The following is a 21,106-nucleotide window of genomic DNA, read 5'->3' as shown; positions in this document are numbered from 1 at the left end:
AACCTCGGGATCGGGAGATCGGGAGTTACTGCGGGTTTGCTTCGAGTCTGCCCGACGGCAAGAGGCTTAACGTCCGGAACTCGATCATCGGCGTGGCGGATCACCGGTCACGCCCGTGACAAGGCACCACTACACACGGCAATGATCCAGAATGCGGCCATTCGTGGCCTGTGTGACGCTGAAGGCGGCCCTGGACCCGACTCATCCCCCGCAGGAGGCAGCACCATGGCCAAGAACAAGAACCGCGATCACCGGGACCGTGGCGGCAAGCAGCCGCAGCACACCGGGTCCCCGCGTGGGGGCGAGGACACGGGGTCCTCGTCCATGGAGGAGCGGGCCGGGGAGAAGCTGTCGAACATATCGCCGACGGACGTCGCTCCCAAGGGCCGGCAGAAGCGCTTCGGCCACAACTGACCCGGCCGGCGGTCCACCGGGTCCGGCGCCCGACGGCGCACGGCGCACGGTGCACGCGAACGCGCGGCGCACGGCGCACAACGCGCGGCTACGACGACGCACGAGGGGCACGCCCGGCCGGGCGTGCCCCTCGGTGATATGAGCGGTGGCGCTATCCCGCGAGGCAGGACGGCCCGAGCAGCACCTTCAGATCGCCGAAGAGCGCCGGGTCGGGCTGTACCCGGTGCCGGTCGAGCCGCAGCACCGTGGTCTTGCGGGCGCCCTGGAGCTTGATCCTGACCTCCGAGTTCCCCCGGTGGTGGCTGAGGATCTCGCCGAGCCTGCTGATCATCGGCGGGGTGACCTTCACCGTGGGGATGGTGATGGTGACCGGCGCGTTGGTCCCGGCGGACGACAGGTCCGGGACCGCCAGCTCCATCGCGACCAGACGGGGGATGTCCTCGCGCTTGTCGAGGCGGCCCTTCACGAAGACCACGGTGTCCTCGACCAACTGGGTGGAGACCAGTTGGTAGGTGGCGGGGAAGAACATGCACTCGATGGAGCCGGCCAGATCCTCGACCGTGGCGATGGCCCAGGCGTTGCCCTGTTTGGTCATCTTGCGCTGGAGCCCGGAGATGATGCCGCCGACGGTCACGACCGCGCCGTCCGCGTGCTCGCCCCCGGTGAGCTGGGCGATCGCGGCGTCCGCCTTGTCGGACAGCACATGCTCCAGACCGAAGAGCGGATGGTCGGAGACATACAGCCCGAGCATCTCCCGCTCCTGGGCGAGCAGATACGACTTGTCCCACTCGACATCGGAGAATTCGACGTCAAGACCGAAGCCGGGCTCGCTGGTCTCCTCGTCGCCCATGCCGCCGAAGAGGTCGAACTGCCCCTCGGCCTCCTTGCGCTTGACCTGCACCACATTGTCGATCATCGGTTCGTGGTGGGCGACCAGACCCTTGCGGGTGTGGCCCATCTCGTCGAAGGCGCCGGCCTTGATCAGCGATTCGACCGTGCGCTTGTTGCAGACCACGGCCTCGACCTTGTCGAGGAAGTCCGGGAAGCTGCTGTACTTCCCCTTCGCCTTGCGGCACCGGATGATCGAGTCCACCACGTTCTGGCCGACGTTGCGCACCGCCGTCAGACCGAAGAGGATCACATCGTCGCCCTGGGCCGCGAAGTTCGACTGCGACTCGTTCACATTGGGCGGCAGCACCTTGATGCCCATGCGGCGGCACTCGTTGAGATAGACCGCCGACTTGTCCTTGTCGTCCTTGACCGAGGTCAGCAGGGCCGCCATGTACTCGGCCGGATGGTTGGCCTTGAGATAGGCGGTCCAGTAGGTGACCAGTCCGTACGCGGAGGAGTGGGCCTTGTTGAACGCGTATCCGGCGAACGGGACCAGTACGTCCCACAGGGCCTGGATCGCCTCGTCCGAGTAGCCGTTCTTCTTGGCGCCGGTCTGGAAGAGGACGAAGTTCTTCGCCAGCTCGTCGGCCTTCTTCTTGCCCATCACGCGGCGCAGGATGTCGGCCTCGCCGAGGGAGTACCCGGCGATGATCTGGGCGGCCTTCTGCACCTGCTCCTGGTACACGATCAGGCCGTGGGTGAGGCCGAGGACCTCCTTGAGAGGCTCCTCCAGCTCCGGGTGGATCGGGGTGATCTCCTGCTGGCCGTTCTTGCGCAGCGCGTAGTTCGTGTGCGAGTTCATGCCCATCGGGCCCGGCCGGTACAGGGCCGAGACGGCGGAAATGTCCTCGAAGTTGTCGGGCTTCATCAGCCGCAGCAGCGAACGCATCGGGCCGCCGTCGAACTGGAACACCCCGAGTGTGTCCCCGCGCCCCAGCAGTTCGAAGGTCTTCGGGTCGTCCAGGGGCAGGGCGAGCAGATCGAGGTCGATGCCCTTGTTCGCCTTCACCATCTTGACGGCGTCGTCCATGATGGTCAGGTTGCGCAGGCCCAGGAAGTCCATCTTCAGCAGGCCGAGCGACTCACAGCTCGGGTAGTCCCACTGGGTGATGGTGACACCGTCGGTGTGCCTGACCCAGACCGGCACATGGTCCGTGATGGTCTCGCTGGACATGATCACACCGGCGGCGTGCACACCCATCTGCCGGACCAGGCCCTCGACACCCTTCGCGGTGTCGATGACCTTCTTCACATCCGCCTCGTTCTCGTACATCCCCCGGATCTCGCCCGCCTCGCTGTAGCGCGGGTGCTTCGGGTCGGTGATGCCGTTGAGATCGATGCCCTTGCCGAGGACATCGGCGGGCATGGCCTTGGTGAGCCGGTCGCCCATCGCGTACGGGTAGCCGAGCACCCGCGCGGAGTCCTTGATCGCGTTCTTGGCCTTGATCTTGCCGTAGGTGCCGATCATGGCCACCTTGTCGGCGCCGTACTTCTCGGTCACGTACCGGATGACCTCACCGCGCCGACGCTCGTCGAAGTCGATGTCGACATCGGGCATCGAGATGCGCTCGGGGTTGAGGAACCGCTCGAAGATCAGACCGTGCTCGATCGGGTCGAGGTCGGTGATCCCCATGGCGTACGACACGATCGAACCGGCGGCGGAGCCACGCCCGGGGCCCACCGCGATGCCGTTGTTCTTGGCCCACATGATGAAGTCGGCCACCACGAGGAAGTACCCCGGGAAGCCCATCTCGATGATGATGCCCATCTCGTACTCGACCTGCTTGAGCCGGTCGTCCGGGATGCCGTCCGGATAGCGGCGGGCCATGCCGCGCATGGTCTCCTCGCGGAACCAGGTGACTTCGGTGAAGCCCTCCGGCACATCGAACCTGGGCATCAGGTTCCGCTCCTCGAACCAGCCCTCGGTGTCGATCTGCTGGGCGACCAGGAGGGTGTTGGCGCAGCCCTCCTGCCAGGCGTCGGAGGAGTCGACGGCGTACATCTCGTCGGTGGACTTGAGGTAGTAGCCGGTGCCGTCGAAGCGGAAGCGGTCGGGGTCCGAGAGGTTCTTGCCGGTCTGGATGCACAGCAGCGCGTCGTGCGCGGTGGCCTCTTCGGCGTATGTGTAGTGCGAGTCGTTGGTGACGATCGGGGGGATGCCGAGCTTCTTGCCGATCTCCAGCAGTCCGTCACGGACCCGGCGCTCGATCTCGATGCCGTGGTCCATCAGCTCCAGGAAATACCGGTCCTTGCCGAAGATGTCCTGGTACTCGGAGGCCGCCTTGACCGCCTCGTCGAACTGTCCCAGCCGCAGCCTGGTCTGGAGCTCGCCGGACGGGCAGCCGGTGGAGGCGATCAGCCCCTCCGACCACTGGGCGATGGTCTCCTTGTCCATCCGCGGCCACTTCTGGAGCCAGCCCTCCGCGTACGCGTCCGAGGAGAGCCGGAAGAGATTGTGCAGCCCCGTCCTGTTCGCCGCCCAGATCGTCTTGTGCGTGTAACCGCCGGAACCCGAGACGTCGTCCCGCTTCTGGTGCGGCTGCCCCCACTGGATCTTCCGCTTGTTGCGCCGCGACTCCGGCGCCACATACGCCTCGATCCCGATGATCGGCGTCACACCCGCCTTCTTCGCCTGATGGAAGAAGTCGTAGGCGCCGTGGAGATTGCCGTGGTCCGTCATCGCGATGTGCGACATGCCCATCTCGTTGCACGCCTTGAACATGTCCCCCAGCCGCGCGGCACCGTCCAGCAGTGAGTACTGGGTGTGGACATGCAGGTGCGTGAACGGCGGCTTGGTCACGGTGAAGGCCTCCAGCGAACGTACGGCACTGTGTGTTTTCCCGGACGCAACCCCCGGGCCCCCGGCTGCGGACAGTCTCGGGGGGACAGCGTCGAAGTCTACGTCCCAGGAGTGACAGAGGACGGGCACTCGCGAGTAACGTCAGGCGTTGCCCGGTGAGGAGGTCCGGCTCCGTCGGACCCGTTCCTCTTCCCCGCGCCCCACCCTCGATTGTCATGCTCCAGGAGGCACAGAACGATGTCGGTCCCGCGACCTGTTGAGGTAGCTGACGAGCAGCGCGGCGAGGAGATCCTCGCCGTCTTCGACACCGCGTTCGGTGCGCTGCTCGCGGCCGATCCGGCGGCCTTCCAGGTGAAGTTCCGGAAGATGGCCGCCTCCGCCTTCGCCTTCTACCGGGGCACGGCGAGCCTCTTCTACAGCGATCTGGAGCGGGAGCGCTCGTCCGCGGCCGCGGGGGCCTTCCTGGACGAGCGCACCGCCCGCGTCTGGATCCACGGCGATCTGCACGCCGAGAACTTCGGCACGTACATGGACGCCAACGGCCGGCTGATCTTCAATGTCAACGACTTCGACGAGGCGTACATCGGCCCCTTCACCTGGGACCTGAAGCGCTTCGCCGCCTCCCTCGCTCTGATCGGCTACACCAAGGCGCTCAGCGACGCGCAGATCACCGAGCTGGTGGAGATCTACGCAGGCGCCTACCGGGAGCGGATCCGCGCCCTGGCCACCGGTGCCAAGAACGACGAGGTGCCGCCCTTCACCCTGGACACCGCCCAGGGCCCGCTGCTGGGCGCCCTGCGCTCGGCCCGCTCGCTGACGCGCTTCGGGCTGCTCGACTCGATGACCGAGATCCGGGAGTACGAGCGGCGCTTCGCCCCGGGCGGCGGCTCCATCGAGCTGGACGCGGCCACCCGGTACAAGATCCTCGCGGCCTTCGACGGCTATCTGGAGACCCTTCCCGAGTCCAGCCTGACCCGGCCCGACTCGTACCGCGTGAAGGACGTGGTCGGCCGCCGGGGCGTGGGCATCGGCTCCGCGGGCCTGCCCTCGTACAACATCCTGCTGGAGGGCAACAGCGACGCCCTGGAGAACGACGTCGTGATCTATATGAAGCAGGCGCAGACCCCGGCGGTCTCCCGGCACATCACCGACCGCGCCGTGCGGGAGTACTTCCAGCACGAGGGCCACCGCACGGTGATCTCGCAGCGGGCGCTCCAGGCCCACGCCGACCCGTGGCTGGGCTGGACGGAGCTGGACGGCGCCGGCCAGCTCGTGGCGGAGATCTCCCCGTACGCCGTGGATCTCGACTGGTCGGATCTGGACGACCTGGAGGAGATCGCGACGGTCGTCGCCGACCTGGGCAGGGCCACGGCCACGATGCACTCGGCGGCGGACGACGAGAGCGGCCACTCGCTGGTGCCGTTCTCCACGGAGCGTGCCATCGACGCGGCGATCGCGGCCGACGAGGACGGCTTCGGCCAACTGCTGGTCGACTTCGCGCACAGCTACGGAGCGCGGGCCAGGACGGACCACCAGATCTTCGTGGACCTGTTCCGCAACGGCCGGCTGGCCCCCTGAGCCCGGCCCCCGTGAGCCCGGCCCCCGTGCGACGGGCGGGGGCGCTCCCGGTGTCAGCTCCCGCCGGACCTTAGGGACCGCTTACAGGGGCGCATGGCACACTCGGCGACGATGGACATATCCGGGACGCGGCTCAGGGCCACGCGGGCAGCACTGTTCACGGCACTGGTCGTGACGCTGTCCGCGGGCTCGCATGTGCTGCTCTCCCGGGCCCCGGTGCCGCTGTCCCTGGTGGCCGCGCTCAGCGCCGTGGTCTTCCTGCTCGCGTACGCGGCGGCGGGCCGTGAGCGGGGCTACTGGCGGATAGCCGCCCTGCTCGTCCCGCTCGAACTGGCCGCGGACACCGTCTTCACCAGCGGCCAGCACGTCTGTTACGGACCGGCGGGCGGCCCCGTGGCGGGGTCGCTCCGCTCGGTCGGCTTCGACCTCCTGTGCGGTGGCGCGCTCGGCGCGCCGCTGCCCGCCGTGGTCTCCCCTGACTCCACCGCCGCCACCCTGCTGAACTCTCCCGACCCGGCCCTGCCCTGGCTGCTGCTGGCCGCCCATGTCGCGATCGGGCTGTTCGCCGCGTACTGGCTGCGGCACGGCGAGTCCGCGCTGTCGGGTCTGGTGCGGGCCGTGGCCGTGGCCGCGTTCCGGCCGCTGCTGATCGCGGTCACCGTGGTGGGGACGGCCGGGGCTGCCGTACGACGGGCGGTGCGCCCGGCGGACGGCCCGCGCCGCGCCCGTACCCGGCTTCTTGTGCACTCCGTAGGACGGCGGGGGCCGCCGCGCCCCGCGCTCAGCTCTGTCTGAGCAGGCAGCCCCTCCCCGTCCCCCCGCGTCAGCGGAAGCACGTCATCACACGGAGTGATTCACCATGAGCGCACGGAACAGCAGGACGAGCAAGGCAGCGGCCCGCGAGCGGCTGCGCGAGGAGCGCGAGCGTCAGGCGCGGAAGGACAGGGTCCGCCGCCAGTTCGTCGTCGCGGGATCGGCCGTCGTGGTCCTCGCGATAGCCGGCGGTGTGGGCTTCGCCGTCGTCCAGGCGAACAAGCCCTCGCACTGGGAGGCGATGAAGGACGAGACGAGCGTCGTCGCGCCGAAGAACACGGAGGGCACGGACGGTACGACCGTCGTCATCGGCAAGGCGGACGCCAAGAAGACCCTCGAACTGTACGAGGACTCCCGCTGCCCGGTCTGCGCGAGCTTCGAGCAGACGGTCGGCGAGACGGTCAAGAACGACGTCGACGCCGGCAAGTTCAAGGTCAAGTACATCGGCGCCACCTTCATCGACAACTCCGACAACGGCACGGGCTCGAAGAACGCCCTGTCCGCGCTGGGCGCGGCGCTCAATGTGAGCCCCGAGGCCTTCATGGAGTACAAGGCCGCGCTGTACTCGGCGAAGTACCACCCCCAGGAGAGCGAGGACAAGTTCGCCAAAGACTCCTATCTGATCCAGGTGGCCGACTCGGTGAACGCGCTCAAGGGCAACAAGGCGTTCCAGCGGGACGTCGAGGACGGCACGTACGACGCCTGGGCGATGAAGATGTCCGCCGTCTTCGACAAGAGCGGGGTGGGTGGCACCCCGACGCTGAAGATGGACGGCGCGAAGCTCACCGCCGAGGGCAGCGAGAACCCGCCCATGACGGTGGCGGAGTTCAATGCCGCGATCGACAAGGCCCTGGCGGCCTGACGGCTTTCCCCGGGGAGCCCCCGGCGGACCGCGAAGGAACGGCGGAGGGCCGGTGCCCGACGGGCGGGCGAACATTCCCGATTCGCCTGCCCCGTCGGCCTACCGGTCAGTAATCTGATCGGCCGTGACCAGTCTTCCGCCTTCTTCGCCGCGTCGCCGCACGGTCGTCAAGGCCGCTGCCGCCACCGCCGCCGCCACCGCTGTCGCCGCTCCGGTCGTGCTCGGCGGCTCCGCCTCCGCCGCCGAGGCCCCCGCTTTCCTCCACGGCGTCGCCTCCGGGGACCCGCTCCCGGACGGCGTTCTCCTCTGGACCCGGGTCACCCCCTCCTCCGACGCCGTGCCGGGCTCCGGCAGGGGAGCCGAGACCGAGGTGCGCTGGGAGGTCGCCGAGGACCAGCGGTTCGCGACCGTCGTCGCCTCGGGCACCGTCGTCGCGCGGGCCGCCTCCGACCACACCGTCAGGGCCGATGTAAGGGGTCTGCGCCAGGCGACCGTCTATTACTTCCGGTTCACCGCGGGCGGCACGGTCTCCTCCGTCGGCCGTACGCGCACCGCCCCGGCCGCCGACACCGCCGCGCCTGGTGTGCGCTTCGGAGTGGTCTCCTGCTCCAACTGGGAGGCCGGCTACTTCTCCGCGTACCGTCATCTCGCGGCCCGCGCCGATCTGGACGCCGTCCTCCATCTCGGCGACTACATCTACGAGTACGCGAGCGGTGGCTTCCCGGAATCGGAGTACGTCGTACGGCCGCACGAGCCGACGCACGAGATCACCACCCTCTCCGACTACCGCGTCCGCCACGGCCGTTACAAGTCGGACCCCGATCTGCGGGCGCTGCACGCGGCCCATCCCGTGATCGCCATCTGGGACGACCACGAGTTCGCCAACGACGCCTGGTCGGGCGGCGCGGAGAACCACACACCCGGTACGGAGGGCGGCTGGGCCGACCGCGCGGCGGCGGCCAGGCAGGCGTACTTCGAGTGGATGCCCGTCCGCGCCTCCACCGAGGGCACGGTCTACCGCAGGCTGCGCTTCGGCTCGCTCGCCGATCTCCATCTGCTGGACCTGCGCTCCTTCCGCTCCCAGCAGACGACCGCGGGCAACGGCGCGGTGGACGACCCGGAGCGTACGATCACCGGCCGCGCCCAGCTCGACTGGCTCAAGGCGGGCCTGGCGGGCTCCGACGCCGTCTGGAAGCTGGTCGGCACCTCGGTGATGATCTCGCCCGTCGCCTTCGGCTCCCTCCCCGCCCATCTGCTGGGCCCGATAGGCGAGTTGCTGGGCCTGCCCGAGGAGGGGCTCGCGGTCAACGTCGACCAGTGGGACGGCTACACGGACGACCGCGAGGAACTGCTCGCCCATCTCACCGGGCGCGGGATCGAGAACACCGTCTTCCTGACCGGTGACATCCATATGGCCTGGGCCAACGATGTGCCGGTCACGGCCGCCACCTATCCGCTCTCCCGCTCCGCCGCCACGGAGTTCGTGGTCACCTCGGTCACGTCCGACAATCTCGACGACCTGCTCCATGTCCCGGCGGGCACGCTCTCCGTGGTCGCCACGGCGGCGGTGCAGCTCGCCAACCGCCATGTGAAGTGGGTGGACATGGACCACCACGGCTACGGCGTGCTCGATGTCACCGCCGCGCGGACGCAGATGGACTACTACACGATCTCCGACCGCGCCGATCCGGGAGCGACGACCTCCTGGGCCCGCTCCTACCGCACCGCGTCCGGCTCCCAGCGGGTGGAGAGGGCGGACCGGCCCGTACGCTGACCGGGCCTCAGAGCGACGCGATGAAGGCCAGCCCGGTCCGCCAGGTCCGCTCGGCCGCCGACTCGTCGTAGTCCGGCAGACCGGGGTCCGTGTAGAGATGCCCTGCCCCCGGGTAGCGGTAGACCTCCACATCGGCCCCGGTCTGCCGCATCCGCAGATACCAGGCGGTCAGCCAGTCGTGCGACTCGAAGGGGTCGGGATCCGCGACATGGAGCTGTACGGGCAGCTCGTCCACGGACGCGTTCTCCGCGATGTCGGACGTGCCGTGCAGCAGCAGCAATCCGCGCGCCTTCGTGTCGCCCAGCGCCAGATTCTGCGCGATGGACCCGCCGAGCGAGAACCCCACGTACACCAGACCGCGGCCGGAGTACGGCGCGGCGGCCAGCACGGCACGCCTCAGCAGCTCTTCCTTGCCGATCTTCTCCTTGAGCGCCATGCCCTCCTCGGCCGTCCCGGCGGTTTGTCCGTCGAAGAGGTCGGGCACGTGCACCTGGTGCCCCTCGGCACGCAGACGGTCGGCCGCGTCGTGCACGGCGGGGCGCAGACCGTAGACCGAGTGGAAGAGCATGATGTCCATCGGGCCATCCTGCCAGCCCGTGCCGCCGCCCAGCGAGGGAGCCATGGAGAACGTATTGCGCCCACTGACCGTGCTCGGGGGCTCGGTCCTGCTCACCCTGGCCGTCGGCTGGGTGGTCGACCTGGTGCTGCGCCGGGCGGATCAGCGCCACCCCGAGATCTCGCTGTGGGGGCTGCTGCGCCGCTGCCGGCTGCCGTTGCAGGTGGTCCTGCTCACCGCCCTGCTGCGCGGCTCGTTCCGGGAGACCGGCTGGCGGATCCTGCACAGCTACCAGACGGCGATCGGCCGGGCACTGTCGCTGGTGCTGATCGCCGCCGGCGCCTGGCTGGTCGTACGGATCGTGTCCGCCGTGGTGGAGTCGGCGTACGCGCGCTACGCGTCCTCCACCCGCGACCCGGCCCGGGTCCGCCGGGTCGGCACGCAGGTCACCCTGATCATGCGGATCGTGACCGCGGTCGTCGTGGTGGTGGCGGTGGCGGCGATCCTGCTCACCTTCCCCGACATGCGGGCCGTCGGCACCTCGATGCTGGCCTCGGCGGGCATCATCGGCGTCGTCGCCGGTGTCGCCGCCCAGTCCACCCTCGGCAATCTCTTCGCCGGCTTCCAGATCGCGTTCGGCGACATGGTGCGGATCGGCGACACGGTGGTGGTGGACGGTGAGTGGGGCGTGGTCGAGGAGGTCACCCTCACCTTCCTCGCGGTACGGACCTGGGACGAGCGGCGTATCACGATGCCGGTGTCGTACTTCACCAGCAAGCCGTTCGAGAACTGGTCGCGCGGCGGGGTCCAGATGACCGGCACGGTCTTCTTCCAGCTCGACCACTCCGCGCCCGTGCCGCTGATGCGCGAGAAGCTGCACGAGATCCTGATGGGGTGCCCGGCCTGGGACGGCCGCGACTGGAACCTCGCGGTCACCGACACCACCCCGAGCACGATGGAGGTGCGCGCGGTGGTGACGGCCAAGGACGCGAACGACATCTGGACGGCACGGTGTGCCGTACGGGAGGAGATGCTGGCCTGGCTGGCCGAGCACCACGCGTACGCCCTGCCGAGGATCGGGACGGCGCCCGCGGCGGTGCTGCCGTCGCAGAGCCGCGGCGAGCAGGAGCCGGAGGAGGAGCCCCGGCCGGGAGGCGCCGACCGGCATCCGTCGGGGGCGGGCGCCCGCGACGAGGACGGCGACCGGCCACGCACCGGCCGGGGCTGACGGACCGGTCGGCAGTCCGGCCGACCCGCACGGTCCGGTCGGCGGCAGCCCGGCCGACCCGCGGGCCGGCCGGCTGACGGACCGTACGGCCCATGGCGCCCCCCCAGACCCCCAGACCCTGAGCCCCGGAGCGCCGGAGCCCCGGAGTCCCGGAGCGCCGCGACCGCACCCCCGCGCGGACAGCCCCGCACGCCGGGATCAGCGCATGCTGCGGACGTCGAGATGGCGCAGGACGCGGTCCACCACCTCGGGATCCGCGCCCGGTTCGCTGCGGGCGGCCAGGATCTCGTGCCGGGCCGCCGACATCATCTCGCGCTGGATCCGCTGCATGGTCCTGAGCCGTCCCACCCGGTCCGCGACCCATTCACGCCGCTCGTCGTCCACGATGTCGGGGCTGATCCGTACCCCGACGTCGAACGCGGCCCGCTGAAGCCGCTCGCTGATGTCCTCGGGCAGTTCCTCGACATCCTCGATCTCCTTGAGCCTGCGCCGGGCGGCCTTGGCCGCGCGGACGGCGAGCGAGTGCTCCAGGTCACGCTCGGCGCCCGCGTCCGCCCGTACCCCGAGCGTCCTGACCAGCCAGGGCAGCGTGAGTCCCTGGAACACCAGGGTGGTCACGATGACCGCGAAGGCGATGAAGATGATCTCCTCCCGGCCGGGGAACGGATGCCCGTCGTCGGTCTCCAGCGGGATCGCCAGCGCCAGGGCGACCGAGGCCACCCCCCGCATCCCCGCCCACCACATCACCACGGTCTCGCGCCACCCGACCGGGATGTCCTCGTCGTAGTCGCGGAGCTTGTGCATCCGCTTGGCCAGCCAGGTAGCCGGGAGCAGCCAGAGCAGCCGGACCACCACGACGACCCCGACGATCGCCGCGCCCCAGCCCAGCATCCGCCCTTCCCTGCCGCTGGCCGCACCGAACGCGTTGTGCAGTTCCAGCCCGATGAGGCCGAAGGCGACACCGGTCACCAGTACGTCGACGACCTGCCAGAACGAGTTGCCGGCCAGCCGCCCCATCACATCGTCGGCGTCGGCGGTGTGCTCGGCCAGGAAGAGGGCGGTGGTGAGGACCGCGAGGACACCGGAGCCGTGCAGTTCCTCGGCCAGCACATAACCGACGAACGGCACCAGGAGCGTCAGCCCGATCTGGAGGGTGGCGTCCCCGAGCAGCGACATCAGCTTGTTGGAGACCCAGCCCAGCGCGAGTCCCAGCGCCACGGCCACCACCGCCGAGAGCACGAAGGAACCGACCGCCTGCGGCCAGGAGAACGTTCCGCTGACGGCCGCGGCGATCGCCACGTGGTAGAGCACGATCGCGGTGACATCGTTGAAGAGCCCCTCGCCCTCCAGGATCGAGACCAGTCGGCGCGGCAGCCCGAGCGATCCGGCGACGGCGGTCGCGGCGACCGGGTCGGGCGGCGCCACGAGCGCGCCCAGGGCGACCGCGGCGGCGACCGGGAGGCCCGGCACGACGGAGTGGGCGACGGCCGCCACCGCCGCCGTCGTCACGAAGACCAGCGCGACCGCGAGCAGGAAGATGGGACGCTTGTTGGCGGCGAACTGCCGCCAGGAGGTGCGCTGTACGGCCGCGTAGAGCAGGGGCGGCAGCAGCAGCGGAAGGATGAAGTCAGGCGGCACCTGGACGTTCGGTACGAACGGCAGCAGCGCCAGGCCGATCCCCACCAGGGTCATCAGCACCGGCGCGGGCAGCCTGAGCCGTTCCCCGAGCGGGACCGTGACCACCGCGCCGAGCAACAGCACGAGCAGCAGAGCCAGTTGGTCCACAGTGCGCCCTCCGGTGGTCGCGAGCCCGATGGCGGCCCTCGATGATCAGGACCTCAAGCCTGCCACGCACCCTCACGCGGTCAGCGGGCCTCCCCCCGCCACGCCCCTCCGGACTCTCGCTAGACCGTTCCCTCGCCGCTCTGGATCACGCGGCGCATCGACCGGTGCGGCATGTCCGCGTCCAGGAACTCGGGCCCGTACGCCTCGTATCCGAGCCGTTCGTAGAAGCCCAGCGCGTGCGACTGCGCGTGCAGGTCCACCACCGTGAGCCCGCGCTCACGGGCCGCGTCCTCGATGGCCCGCACCAGCGCGGCGCCGATACCGCGGCCCCGGGCCGCCGCGGTGACCGCCAGCCGTCCCAGCGAGCCCACGGCCGGGTCCCCGCCGGTCCGGTCGGCCGCGCCGGGGCCGTACAGCAGCCGTCCGGTGCCCAGCGGCACCCCGTCGTCGCGGACGGCGAGCACCTGGACCGCCTGGTCGTCGCGGCCGTCGTACTCGATGTCCTCGGCGACCCGCTGCTCGACGACGAAGACCTCCTTGCGGACCGCGAAGCACGCCTCGATGTCCGCCGGGTCCGTCGCGAGCCGGATCACCAGGCCGCTCTGCGCCCCGCCCGCCCCGGCGCTGTCCGCCCCGCTCATACGTTGCTCTCCGCCCGGACCCGGTCCAGCGCTCCCTGGAGATCTTCGGGGTAGGTGCTGGAGAACTCCACCCACTGGCCGTCCGCCGGGTGCTCGAAGCCCAGCCGCACCGCGTGCAGCCACTGCCGGGTCAGCCCCAGCCGCTTGGCCAGCGTGGGATCGGCGCCATAGGTCAGATCGCCCACGCACGGGTGGCGGTGGGCCGACATGTGCACCCGGATCTGGTGCGTACGGCCCGTCTCCAGCTTGATGTCCAGCAGGGACGCCGACCGGAAGGCCTCGATCAGGTCGTAGTGCGTGACCGACGGCTTGCCCTCCGCGGTCACCGCCCACTTGTAGTCGTGGTTCGGATGGCGGCCGATCGGGGCGTCGATGGTCCCGCTCATCGGATCGGGGTGCCCCTGCACCAGCGCGTGGTAGCGCTTGTCGACGACCCGGTCCCGGAACTGCGCCTTGAGCAGGGTGTACGCCCGCTCCGACTTGGCGACGACCATCAGCCCCGAGGTCCCGACATCGAGCCGGTGCACGACGCCCTGGCGCTCGGCGGCGCCCGAGGTGGAGATCCGGTAGCCGGCCGCGGCGAGACCGCCGATGACCGTCGTACCGGTCCAGCCGGGGCTGGGGTGGGCGGCCACCCCGACGGGCTTGACGATCACGACGATGTCGTCGTCGTCGTGCACGATCTCCATGCCCTCGACGGGCTCCGCCACGATCTCCACGGGCGCCGCGGCGGGGGGCATCTCCACCTCGAGCCAGGCGCCGCCGTTGACCCGCTCGGACTTTCCGACGACGGAGCCGTCGACCTGGACCTTCCCGGAGGCGGCCAGCTCCGCCGCCTTCGTACGGGAGAACCCGAACATACGGGCTATGGCGGCGTCGACGCGCTCGCCCTCCAGGCCATCGGGTACGGGCAGCGTTCTGATCTCGGGAAAGCTCACCCGTCGAGTATGCCCTGTCAGTCCTTGTGGACGGTCCCGTCGGGGTCGAGGCCCCGGAACGACAGCAGCACGATCAGGATGCCGCCGCAGACGATCGCGGAGTCGGCGAGATTGAAGACGGCGAAGTGCGCCGGGGCGATGAAGTCCACGACGGCGCCCTGGAAGACCCCGGGAGAACGGAAGATCCGGTCGGTGAGATTGCCGAGCGCGCCGCCGAGCAGCAGTCCGAGGGCGATCGCCCAGGGCAGGCTGTAGAGCTTGCGCGCCAGCCGGGCGATCACCACGATCACGGTCGCCGCGATGATCGTGAAGATCACCGTGAACGCCTCGCCCACCCCGAAGGCGGCGCCGGGGTTCCTGATCGCCTCGAACTTCAGCAGATCGCCGATGACCTCGATCGGCTCGTGGTGCTCCAGCTTGGCCACCACGAGCATCTTGGTGCTCAGGTCGAGCAGATAGGCCAGGACGGCGACGGTGAAGAGCGCGGCGATCTTGCGCTTGCCCCTCGACCGCTCGGGCTGCCCGGCCTGCCCGGACGCCTCGGACTGCTCGGCGGGAGCCGCAGTCTCGTCGTCAACATCCGGAACATCCGGCGTACCGATAACGCGCTCCGCCTCTGCCACGTGAGTCCCTCAACCTAGACGCCTGACTGAGGACGAGCGTACGGCACACCGGTACCCGTTCAGCCTCGACGTTCCTGCTTTTGCTTGTCCTCCACGCACAGCGTGGCCCGGGGGAACGCCTGCATCCTGGCCTTCCCGATCGGCTTGCCGCAGATCTCGCAGAGACCGTAGGTGCCGGAGTCCAGCCGCTGGAGCGCCCGCTCGGTCTGCTCCAGCATCTCGCGGGCGTTGGCGGCGAGCGCCATCTCGTGCTCCCGCGTGATGTTCTTGGTGCCGGTGTCCGCGTCGTCGTCACCGGCCCCGTCCCCGGAGTCCCGCATCAGCCCCACGAGCGCGGTCTCGGACGAGGTGATCTCGGCGGTCAGCCGGGCGATCTCCCCTTCCAGCTCGTCCCGGGCCTCGGTGACCTCCGCCTCGGTCCAGGGGTCCTCGCCCGGCCGTACGGCCAGCTCCCCGGGGGGCGTCGCCGCGGCGCTCGCCGTGGAGACCGCTGCCGCGGCCCCCGGGGCGGACTCGCCGGCCGCCGTGCCCCTGCCTCCCGCAGTCTTCTTCGCTCCCACCGTTTTGGCTCCCGTCTGTTCCGCGGCCTGGGCCGCCCCCTTGGCCGCGGACGCGGCCTTCTTCGCAGGTGCCTTGCTCGCCGGCGCCTTTTTCGCTGCCTTCTTCGCGGCCGTCCTCTTCGTGACGGCCTGCTGGGCCGGTGCCTTCCTGGCCGGTGTCTGCTTCGCCGGCGCTTTCTTCGCCGCCGGCTTCTTCGTGGAGGTCTTGCTCATCGAGGTCTTGCTCATCGAGGTCTTCTTCGCGGTGGTGTTCGCGGTGGTGGACTTCTTGGCCGGCGCCTTCTTCGCCGCCGGGGAGGTCGCCCTGTTCCTCGCCGTGGTCCTGGCGGCGCCCTCCGCCGCGGCTCCCGCCGCTGCCGACTTCTTCGCGGGGGACTTCTTCGCCACCATGGCCGCGGCCCCTTCACATATGGTGATCTTGCTCGCGAATCGTGCTGGGACGATAAATCGACCCCAGCCCCGCGGCAACGGGGCACGCCGCCGGTTCGGCCCTCCCCATGGCGTGACAAGACGAGCCTCCATCCGTTGTGCCCAGCTTGCTGCCCGGTAATCCGCCGCCGGGCGGCCACAAAGTCCGAAAGGGCCGGTATAACCATTCGGGTCATACGTTCGGCCGTACGGCAGCCCTGGCCAAAACCGGTCGGCCGCGCCCCCCGCCGCCCCGTACACTGGGCCCTGCGAAAGGCGTGGATGGGGACGAGTAGCGTCGTACGCGGCCATGAGCGACCCGGGGACGGTGCGAGCCCGGGGGCAGAGCGCGAGGTGAAGCATCACCCCGGAGCCGCCGGAAGAAAGCCCTGGTCATCCCGGGGTGAGTAGAACCGGCAGCGCGACCCAATGAGGGGGCCGTGGGCGGCGTACGCCCGGGGCCAAGGAGGGTGGTACCGCGGGAGCGCAGCTCTCGTCCCTCCGACGGAGATGTCGCAGTTCCGCCGGAGGAAGCGCCCCATGACACCAGTGACCCCGCCGCAGTACCACCAGGTGCCCGCCCAGGTCGACCTGCCCGCGCTGGAGCACGCCGTGCTCGATTTCTGGCGTGAGGGCAAGATCTTCGACAAGAGCCTCGAACGCTCCGAGGGCCGCCCCGAGTGGGTCTTCTACGAGGGCCCGCCCACCGCCAACGGCATGCCGGGCGCCCACCACATCGAGGCCCGCGTCTTCAAGGACGTCTTCCCCCGCTTCCGCACCATGCGCGGCTACCACGTCGCCCGCAAGGCCGGCTGGGACTGCCACGGTCTGCCCGTGGAGCTGGCGGTGGAGAAGGAGCTGGGCTTCAACGGCAAGAAGGACATCGAGGCGTACGGCATCGCCGCGTTCAACGACAGGTGCCGCGCGTCCGTGACCCGGCACACCGACGCCTTCGCGGAGCTGACGACCCGCATGGGGTACTGGGTCGATCTGGACGACGCGTACCGCACGATGGACCCGGAGTACATCGACTCCGTCTGGTGGTCGCTGAAGGAGATCTTCGGCAAGGGCCTGCTGGTCCAGGACTACCGCGTCGCGCCCTGGTGCCCGCGCGACCAGACCGGTCTCTCCGACCACGAGCTGGCGCAGGGGTACGAGACGATCGTCGACCCCTCGGTCTTCGTCCGCTTCCCGCTCACCTCGGGGCCGCTCGCGGGCGAGGCGTCGCTGCTGGTCTGGACGACCACCCCGTGGACCCTGATCTCGAACACCGCCGTGGCCGCGCACCCCGAGGTCACCTATGTGGTCGCGACCGACGGCGAGGAGAAGCTCGTCGTGGCCCGGCCGCTGCTGGAGAAGGCGCTGGGCGAGGGCTGGGAGCTAACCGGTGAGTCGTTCTCCGGCCGCGAGATGGAGCGCTGGACCTACGACCGTCCCTTCTCGCTGATCGACTTCCCGGACGGGACCGAGGCGCACTACGTCGTCAACGCCGAGTACGTCACGACCGAGGACGGTACGGGCCTGGTCCACCAGTCCCCGGCCTTCGGCGAGGACGACCTCCGGGTCTGCCGCGCGTACGGCCTCCCCGTCGTCAACCCGGTCCGTCCCGACGGCACCTTCGAGGAGGACGTCCCGCTGGTCGGCGGTGTCTTCTTCAAGAAGGCCGACGAGGCGCTGACCGAGGATCTGCGCGAGCGCGGGCTGCTGTTCCGGCACGTGCCGTACGAGCACAGCTACCCGCACTGCTGGCGCTGCCACACCGCGCTCCTCTACTACGCGCAGCCGTCCTGGTACATCCGTACGACCGCGATCAAGGACCGGCTGCTGGAGGAGAACGAGGGGACCAACTGGTTCCCGGACTCGGTCAAGCACGGCCGGTACGGCGACTGGCTGGACAACAACGTCGACTGGGCGCTCTCGCGCAACCGCTACTGGGGCACCCCGCTGCCCATCTGGCGCTGCGCGGACAACCACCTCACCTGCGTGGGTTCCCGCGCCGAGCTGACCGCGCTGACGGGCAGCGACCAGTCGGAGCTGGACCCGCACCGTCCCTTCATCGACGCCGTCACCTTCACCTGCCCCACCGAGGGCTGCTCGCTGGAGGCCGTCCGGGTCCCCGAGGTCATCGACGCCTGGTACGACTCGGGCTCGATGCCGTTCGCGCAGTGGGGCTACCCGTACCGGAACAAGGACCTCTTCGAGAAGCGCTACCCGGCGCAGTTCATCTCGGAGGCGATCGACCAGACGCGCGGCTGGTTCTACACGCTGATGGCCGTCGGCACGCTGGTGTTCGACAAGTCGTCGTACGAGAACGTCGTCTGCCTCGGCCATATCCTCGCCGAGGACGGCCGGAAGATGTCCAAGCACCTGGGCAACATCCTCCAGCCGATCCCGCTGATGGACCAGCACGGCGCGGACGCGGTCCGCTGGTTCATGGCGGCCGGCGGCTCCCCGTGGGCGGCCCGCCGGGTCGGGCACGGCACGATCCAGGAGGTCGTGCGCAAGACGCTGCTGACGTACTGGAACACCGTGGCCTTCCAGGCCCTGTACGCGCGCACCTCGGGGTGGGCGCCCAGCGAGGCCGACCCGGCGCCGGCCGACCGGCCGCTGCTGGACCGCTGGCTGCTGAGCGAGCTGCACGCGCTGGTCGACCAGACCACCCAGGCCATGGAGACCTACGACACCCAGCGCACCGGCAAGCTGCTCTCGGCGTTCGTGGACGATCTCTCCAACTGGTACGTCCGCCGCTCACGCCGCCGCTTCTGGCAGGGCGACAAGGCCGCGCTGCGCACCCTGCACGACGTGGTGGAGACGGTCACCCGGCTGATGGCGCCGCTCACACCGTTCATCACGGAGCGGGTCTGGCAGGACATGGTGGTGCCGGTCACCCCGGACGCGGTGGAGTCGGTGCATCTGGCGAGCTGGCCGCAGCCCGATCTCGCGGCGATCGACCCGGCGCTCTCGCAGCAGATGGCGCTGGTACGGAGGCTGGTGGAGCTGGGCCGCGCGACCCGGGCGGAGTCGGGTGTGAAGACCCGCCAGCCGCTCTCGCGCGCGCTGATCGCGGCGGCGGGCTTCGAGGCGCTCTCCCCGGAGCTGCGGGCGCAGATCACGGAGGAGCTGAACGTCTCCTCCCTGGCGACGCTCGCCGAGGTGGGCGGCTCGCTGGTCGACACGACGGCGAAGGCCAACTTCCGGGCGCTGGGCAAGCGGTTCGGCAAGGGCGTCCAGGCGGTGGCGAAGGCCATCGCGGACACGGACGCGGCGGCGCTGTCGCTGGCCCTGCGCGAGGGCAAGGCGACGGTGACGGTCGACGGCGATCCGGTGTCCCTCTCCCCGGAGGAGGTCATCATCACGGAGACCCCGCGCGAGGGCTGGTCGGTCGCCTCGGACTCGGGCGCGACGGTCGCGCTCGACCTGGAGATCACCCCGGAGCTGCGGCTCGCGGGACTGGCGCGTGACGCGATCCGGCTGATCCAGGAGGCGCGCAAGAACAGCGGCCTGGATGTCGCGGACCGTATCGCAGTCCGCTGGACGGCGACGGAGCCGTCCACGTTGGAGGCCCTCACCGAGCACACCCCGCTGATCTCGGACGAGGTCCTGGCGACGTCCTTCACGCCCGGCGCCCCGGACGACTCCTACGGCCCGCCGTTCACGGACGAGTCCCTGACCCTCACGTTCCATCTGCGCAAGTCCTGACACCCGGCGAAGGGGTGGGACGGGGGCTTCCTCCCCCGGCCCGCCCCTTCGTCTTTCCCACGCCCCGCTCCCCCGGTGCGGGAAGGTGACCGCTCCCTCGGCCGGGCCGCCGGGCACCGCGAAGCCGGTGCGCCCCAGGGGCAGTCGGCGGACCGACGGGCCCGCCCACGCCGCGCTCCGGGACCCGGGCACGGCAAAGGGCCGGGCCCGGGGAGATCCCCGGGCCCGGCCCTTCAGCCTGCCGACGGCTACGCGTTGTCCACGCGTACCCCTGTCAGTTGTCGTCCTCGTCGATCAGGAATCCCCGCATCGGCGACGGCGCCTGCTGCATCGGCTGCGGCGCCTGCGGCCGTACCGGTGCCATCGGCTGCGTCATCGCCGGGGACATCTGCTGCTGGCCGCCGTACGACGGGCCCGAGGGTCCGCCGTGGCCCATCGAGGGGCCGCCCATGCCGTGTCCCATCGCACCCGCTCCGGCCGGAGCCATCGACGGGGACGGCGGCAGCGAAGCGGTCGCCGGGGTACGCGGCGGGGCCAGCGAGTCGTCCGCCTGGGTCTCCAACTGACGGAGCTGGCTCTCCAGGTAGGACTTCAGACGGGTCCGGTACTCACGCTCGAAGCCACGCAGATCCTCGACCTTGCGCTCCAGCGTCGCGCGCGCGGACTCCAGCGAGCCCATCGCCACCCGGTGCTTCTCCTGCGCGTCCCGCTCCAGCGCGTCCGCCTTGGCGCGCGCGTCGCGCTCCAGACCCTCGGCGCGGCTGCGCGCCTCACCGACGATCTTGTTCGCCTCGGAGCGCGCCTCGGCGATCGCCTGGTCGGCGGTCTGCTGGGCGAGCGAGAGCACTCGGGCGGCGCTGTCGCCGCCGGGGCCCTGACCGGGCTGCTGCATCTGCGGGCCGTGGCCGCCCATGGGGCCGCCCATCGGTCCGCCCATGGGACCGCCCTGCATGGGACCACCCTGGCCCATCGGACCACCCTGGCCCATGGGGCCGCCCTGCATCGGGCCGCCCTGACCCATCGGTCCGCCCTGCATGGGACCGCCCTGCATCGGGCCGCCCTGACCCATGGGACCGCCCTGCTGCATGGGGCCACCCTGCATGCCGCCGGGGCCGTGCTGGCCGCGCGGGTCATGACCCTGCGGACCATGGCCGTGGCCACTCGGTCCGGCGGGAAGCTGCGGAGCGCCACCGGGGAGCTGGGGGGGACCCATCTGCGGCGGCTGCTGCTGAACCGGCGGTCCTGATATGGCGGCGGGGACAGGCGCACCGGGACGGTCCTGCTGTTCCGGAGGCTTGCGCATGCCCTGCTGCTGCTGGTTCTGCGCGGCGGCACGCGTCGCGGCGGCCAGCTTCGCGCGCAGATCCTCGTTCTCGCGGAGCAGGCGCGTCAGTTCGGCCTCGACCTCGTCGAGAAAGGCATCGACCTCGTCCTCGTCGTAGCCCTCTCGGAGGCGGACGGTCGTGAACTGCTTGTTCCGCACGTCCTCAGGGGTCAATGGCATCTCTTCTTCACCTCTACGTAGTCGTCGGCAGT

15 protein-coding genes are annotated in these 21,106 nt (G+C 70.2%); 7 read left to right on the top strand and 8 right to left on the bottom strand.

Going from position 1 to position 21,106, the window contains the following annotated elements; translation table 11 throughout:
* Window positions 1-225: 225 nt before the first annotated feature.
* Window positions 226-414 carry a hypothetical protein gene (locus ACFYYH_RS16980; RefSeq protein WP_388551340.1) on the top strand — a complete coding sequence of 63 codons (189 nt, stop codon included), beginning with the start codon at window positions 226-228 and terminating at the stop codon, window positions 412-414.
* A 151-nt stretch (window positions 415-565) separates the two neighbouring features.
* Here ACFYYH_RS16980 and dnaE read toward each other — a convergent pair whose 3' ends face one another.
* On the bottom strand, window positions 566-4,105 hold the full coding sequence (dnaE, locus tag ACFYYH_RS16975; RefSeq protein ID WP_388551338.1) for a DNA polymerase III subunit alpha: 3,540 nt from the start codon (window positions 4,103-4,105) through the stop codon (window positions 566-568).
* 237 nt (window positions 4,106-4,342) lie between these two features.
* Between dnaE and ACFYYH_RS16970 the strand changes: the two genes are divergently transcribed.
* The 4 genes from ACFYYH_RS16970 to ACFYYH_RS16955 all read left to right on the top strand — a co-directional run bounded on the left by ACFYYH_RS16970 (window position 4,343) and on the right by ACFYYH_RS16955 (window position 9,132).
* Window positions 4,343-5,683, top strand: a complete 1,341-nt coding sequence (locus ACFYYH_RS16970) for a DUF2252 domain-containing protein (protein ID WP_388551337.1) — start codon at window positions 4,343-4,345, stop codon at window positions 5,681-5,683.
* 111 nt (window positions 5,684-5,794) lie between these two features.
* On the top strand, window positions 5,795-6,478 hold the full coding sequence (locus ACFYYH_RS16965; RefSeq protein ID WP_388551335.1) for a hypothetical protein: 684 nt from the start codon (window positions 5,795-5,797) through the stop codon (window positions 6,476-6,478).
* A gap of 64 nt (window positions 6,479-6,542) precedes the next feature.
* Entirely contained in the window at window positions 6,543-7,358 is an 816-nt protein-coding gene (locus ACFYYH_RS16960) for a DsbA family protein (protein ID WP_388551333.1), read from the top strand.
* A gap of 124 nt (window positions 7,359-7,482) precedes the next feature.
* The gene (locus ACFYYH_RS16955) at window positions 7,483-9,132 is read left to right on the top strand and encodes an alkaline phosphatase D family protein (protein WP_388551332.1); all 1,650 of its coding nucleotides are present in this window, start codon (window positions 7,483-7,485) and stop codon (window positions 9,130-9,132) included.
* 7 nt (window positions 9,133-9,139) lie between these two features.
* On the opposite strand, the gene ACFYYH_RS16950 is transcribed toward ACFYYH_RS16955, so the two are convergent.
* Window positions 9,140-9,709 (bottom strand): dienelactone hydrolase family protein, encoded by a 570-nt coding sequence (locus ACFYYH_RS16950; RefSeq protein WP_388551684.1) that lies wholly within the window; start codon window positions 9,707-9,709, stop codon window positions 9,140-9,142.
* A gap of 43 nt (window positions 9,710-9,752) precedes the next feature.
* Here ACFYYH_RS16950 and ACFYYH_RS16945 point away from each other — a divergent pair, with 43 nt between their 5' ends.
* Window positions 9,753-10,916, top strand: a complete 1,164-nt coding sequence (locus tag ACFYYH_RS16945) for a mechanosensitive ion channel family protein (protein WP_388551330.1) — start codon at window positions 9,753-9,755, stop codon at window positions 10,914-10,916.
* Window positions 10,917-11,114: 198 nt separating this feature from the next.
* Here the strand turns inward: ACFYYH_RS16945 and ACFYYH_RS16940 are convergent, their stop codons facing one another.
* The 5 genes from ACFYYH_RS16940 to ACFYYH_RS16920 form a co-directional block, all read right to left on the bottom strand.
* Window positions 11,115-12,701: a Na+/H+ antiporter gene (locus ACFYYH_RS16940; RefSeq protein ID WP_388551328.1), complete on the bottom strand. Its 1,587-nt coding sequence runs from the start codon at window positions 12,699-12,701 to the stop codon at window positions 11,115-11,117.
* A 119-nt stretch (window positions 12,702-12,820) separates the two neighbouring features.
* A complete protein-coding gene (locus ACFYYH_RS16935) occupies window positions 12,821-13,342 on the bottom strand; it encodes a GNAT family N-acetyltransferase (RefSeq protein ID WP_388551327.1) in 522 nt (173 codons plus the stop codon).
* Window positions 13,339-14,280, bottom strand: coding sequence for an RluA family pseudouridine synthase (locus ACFYYH_RS16930; protein WP_388551325.1), 942 nt, complete (start codon window positions 14,278-14,280; stop codon window positions 13,339-13,341). Before ACFYYH_RS16930 ends, ACFYYH_RS16935 begins: the two co-directional genes overlap by 4 nt.
* Window positions 14,281-14,297: 17 nt before the next feature.
* Window positions 14,298-14,903 carry a signal peptidase II gene (lspA, locus tag ACFYYH_RS16925; RefSeq protein ID WP_388551323.1) on the bottom strand — a complete coding sequence of 202 codons (606 nt, stop codon included), beginning with the start codon at window positions 14,901-14,903 and terminating at the stop codon, window positions 14,298-14,300.
* Window positions 14,904-14,962: 59 nt separating this feature from the next.
* Entirely contained in the window at window positions 14,963-15,853 is an 891-nt protein-coding gene (locus ACFYYH_RS16920) for a TraR/DksA family transcriptional regulator (protein ID WP_388551322.1), read from the bottom strand.
* A gap of 567 nt (window positions 15,854-16,420) precedes the next feature.
* Between ACFYYH_RS16920 and ileS the strand changes: the two genes are divergently transcribed.
* Window positions 16,421-19,570 (top strand): isoleucine--tRNA ligase, encoded by a 3,150-nt coding sequence (ileS, locus tag ACFYYH_RS16915; RefSeq protein ID WP_388551682.1) that lies wholly within the window; start codon window positions 16,421-16,423, stop codon window positions 19,568-19,570.
* A 274-nt stretch (window positions 19,571-19,844) separates the two neighbouring features.
* Here ileS and ACFYYH_RS16910 read toward each other — a convergent pair whose 3' ends face one another.
* Entirely contained in the window at window positions 19,845-21,074 is a 1,230-nt protein-coding gene (locus ACFYYH_RS16910) for a DivIVA domain-containing protein (protein WP_388551321.1), read from the bottom strand.
* Between the last annotated feature and the right edge of the window lie 32 nt (window positions 21,075-21,106).

Source organism: Streptomyces sp. NPDC002018 (genome assembly GCF_042890865.1).
Classification (GTDB): Bacteria; Actinomycetota; Actinomycetes; order Streptomycetales; family Streptomycetaceae; genus Streptomyces.
This window is presented reverse-complemented; position numbering and strand designations above follow the sequence as displayed.

Coding starts and splice junctions, on each gene's coding strand:
- ACFYYH_RS16960 (WP_388551333.1), top strand. CDS start 6,543: ATGAGCGCACGGAACAGCAGGACGAGCAAGGCAGCGGCCCGCGAGCGG.
- ACFYYH_RS16920 (WP_388551322.1), bottom strand. CDS start 15,853: ATGGTGGCGAAGAAGTCCCCCGCGAAGAAGTCGGCAGCGGCGGGAGCC.
- ACFYYH_RS16970 (WP_388551337.1), top strand. CDS start 4,343: ATGTCGGTCCCGCGACCTGTTGAGGTAGCTGACGAGCAGCGCGGCGAG.
- ACFYYH_RS16945 (WP_388551330.1), top strand. CDS start 9,753: ATGGAGAACGTATTGCGCCCACTGACCGTGCTCGGGGGCTCGGTCCTG.
- ACFYYH_RS16950 (WP_388551684.1), bottom strand. CDS start 9,709: ATGGACATCATGCTCTTCCACTCGGTCTACGGTCTGCGCCCCGCCGTG.
- ACFYYH_RS16980 (WP_388551340.1), top strand. CDS start 226: ATGGCCAAGAACAAGAACCGCGATCACCGGGACCGTGGCGGCAAGCAG.
- ACFYYH_RS16965 (WP_388551335.1), top strand. CDS start 5,795: ATGGACATATCCGGGACGCGGCTCAGGGCCACGCGGGCAGCACTGTTC.
- ACFYYH_RS16935 (WP_388551327.1), bottom strand. CDS start 13,342: ATGAGCGGGGCGGACAGCGCCGGGGCGGGCGGGGCGCAGAGCGGCCTG.
- ACFYYH_RS16910 (WP_388551321.1), bottom strand. CDS start 21,074: ATGCCATTGACCCCTGAGGACGTGCGGAACAAGCAGTTCACGACCGTC.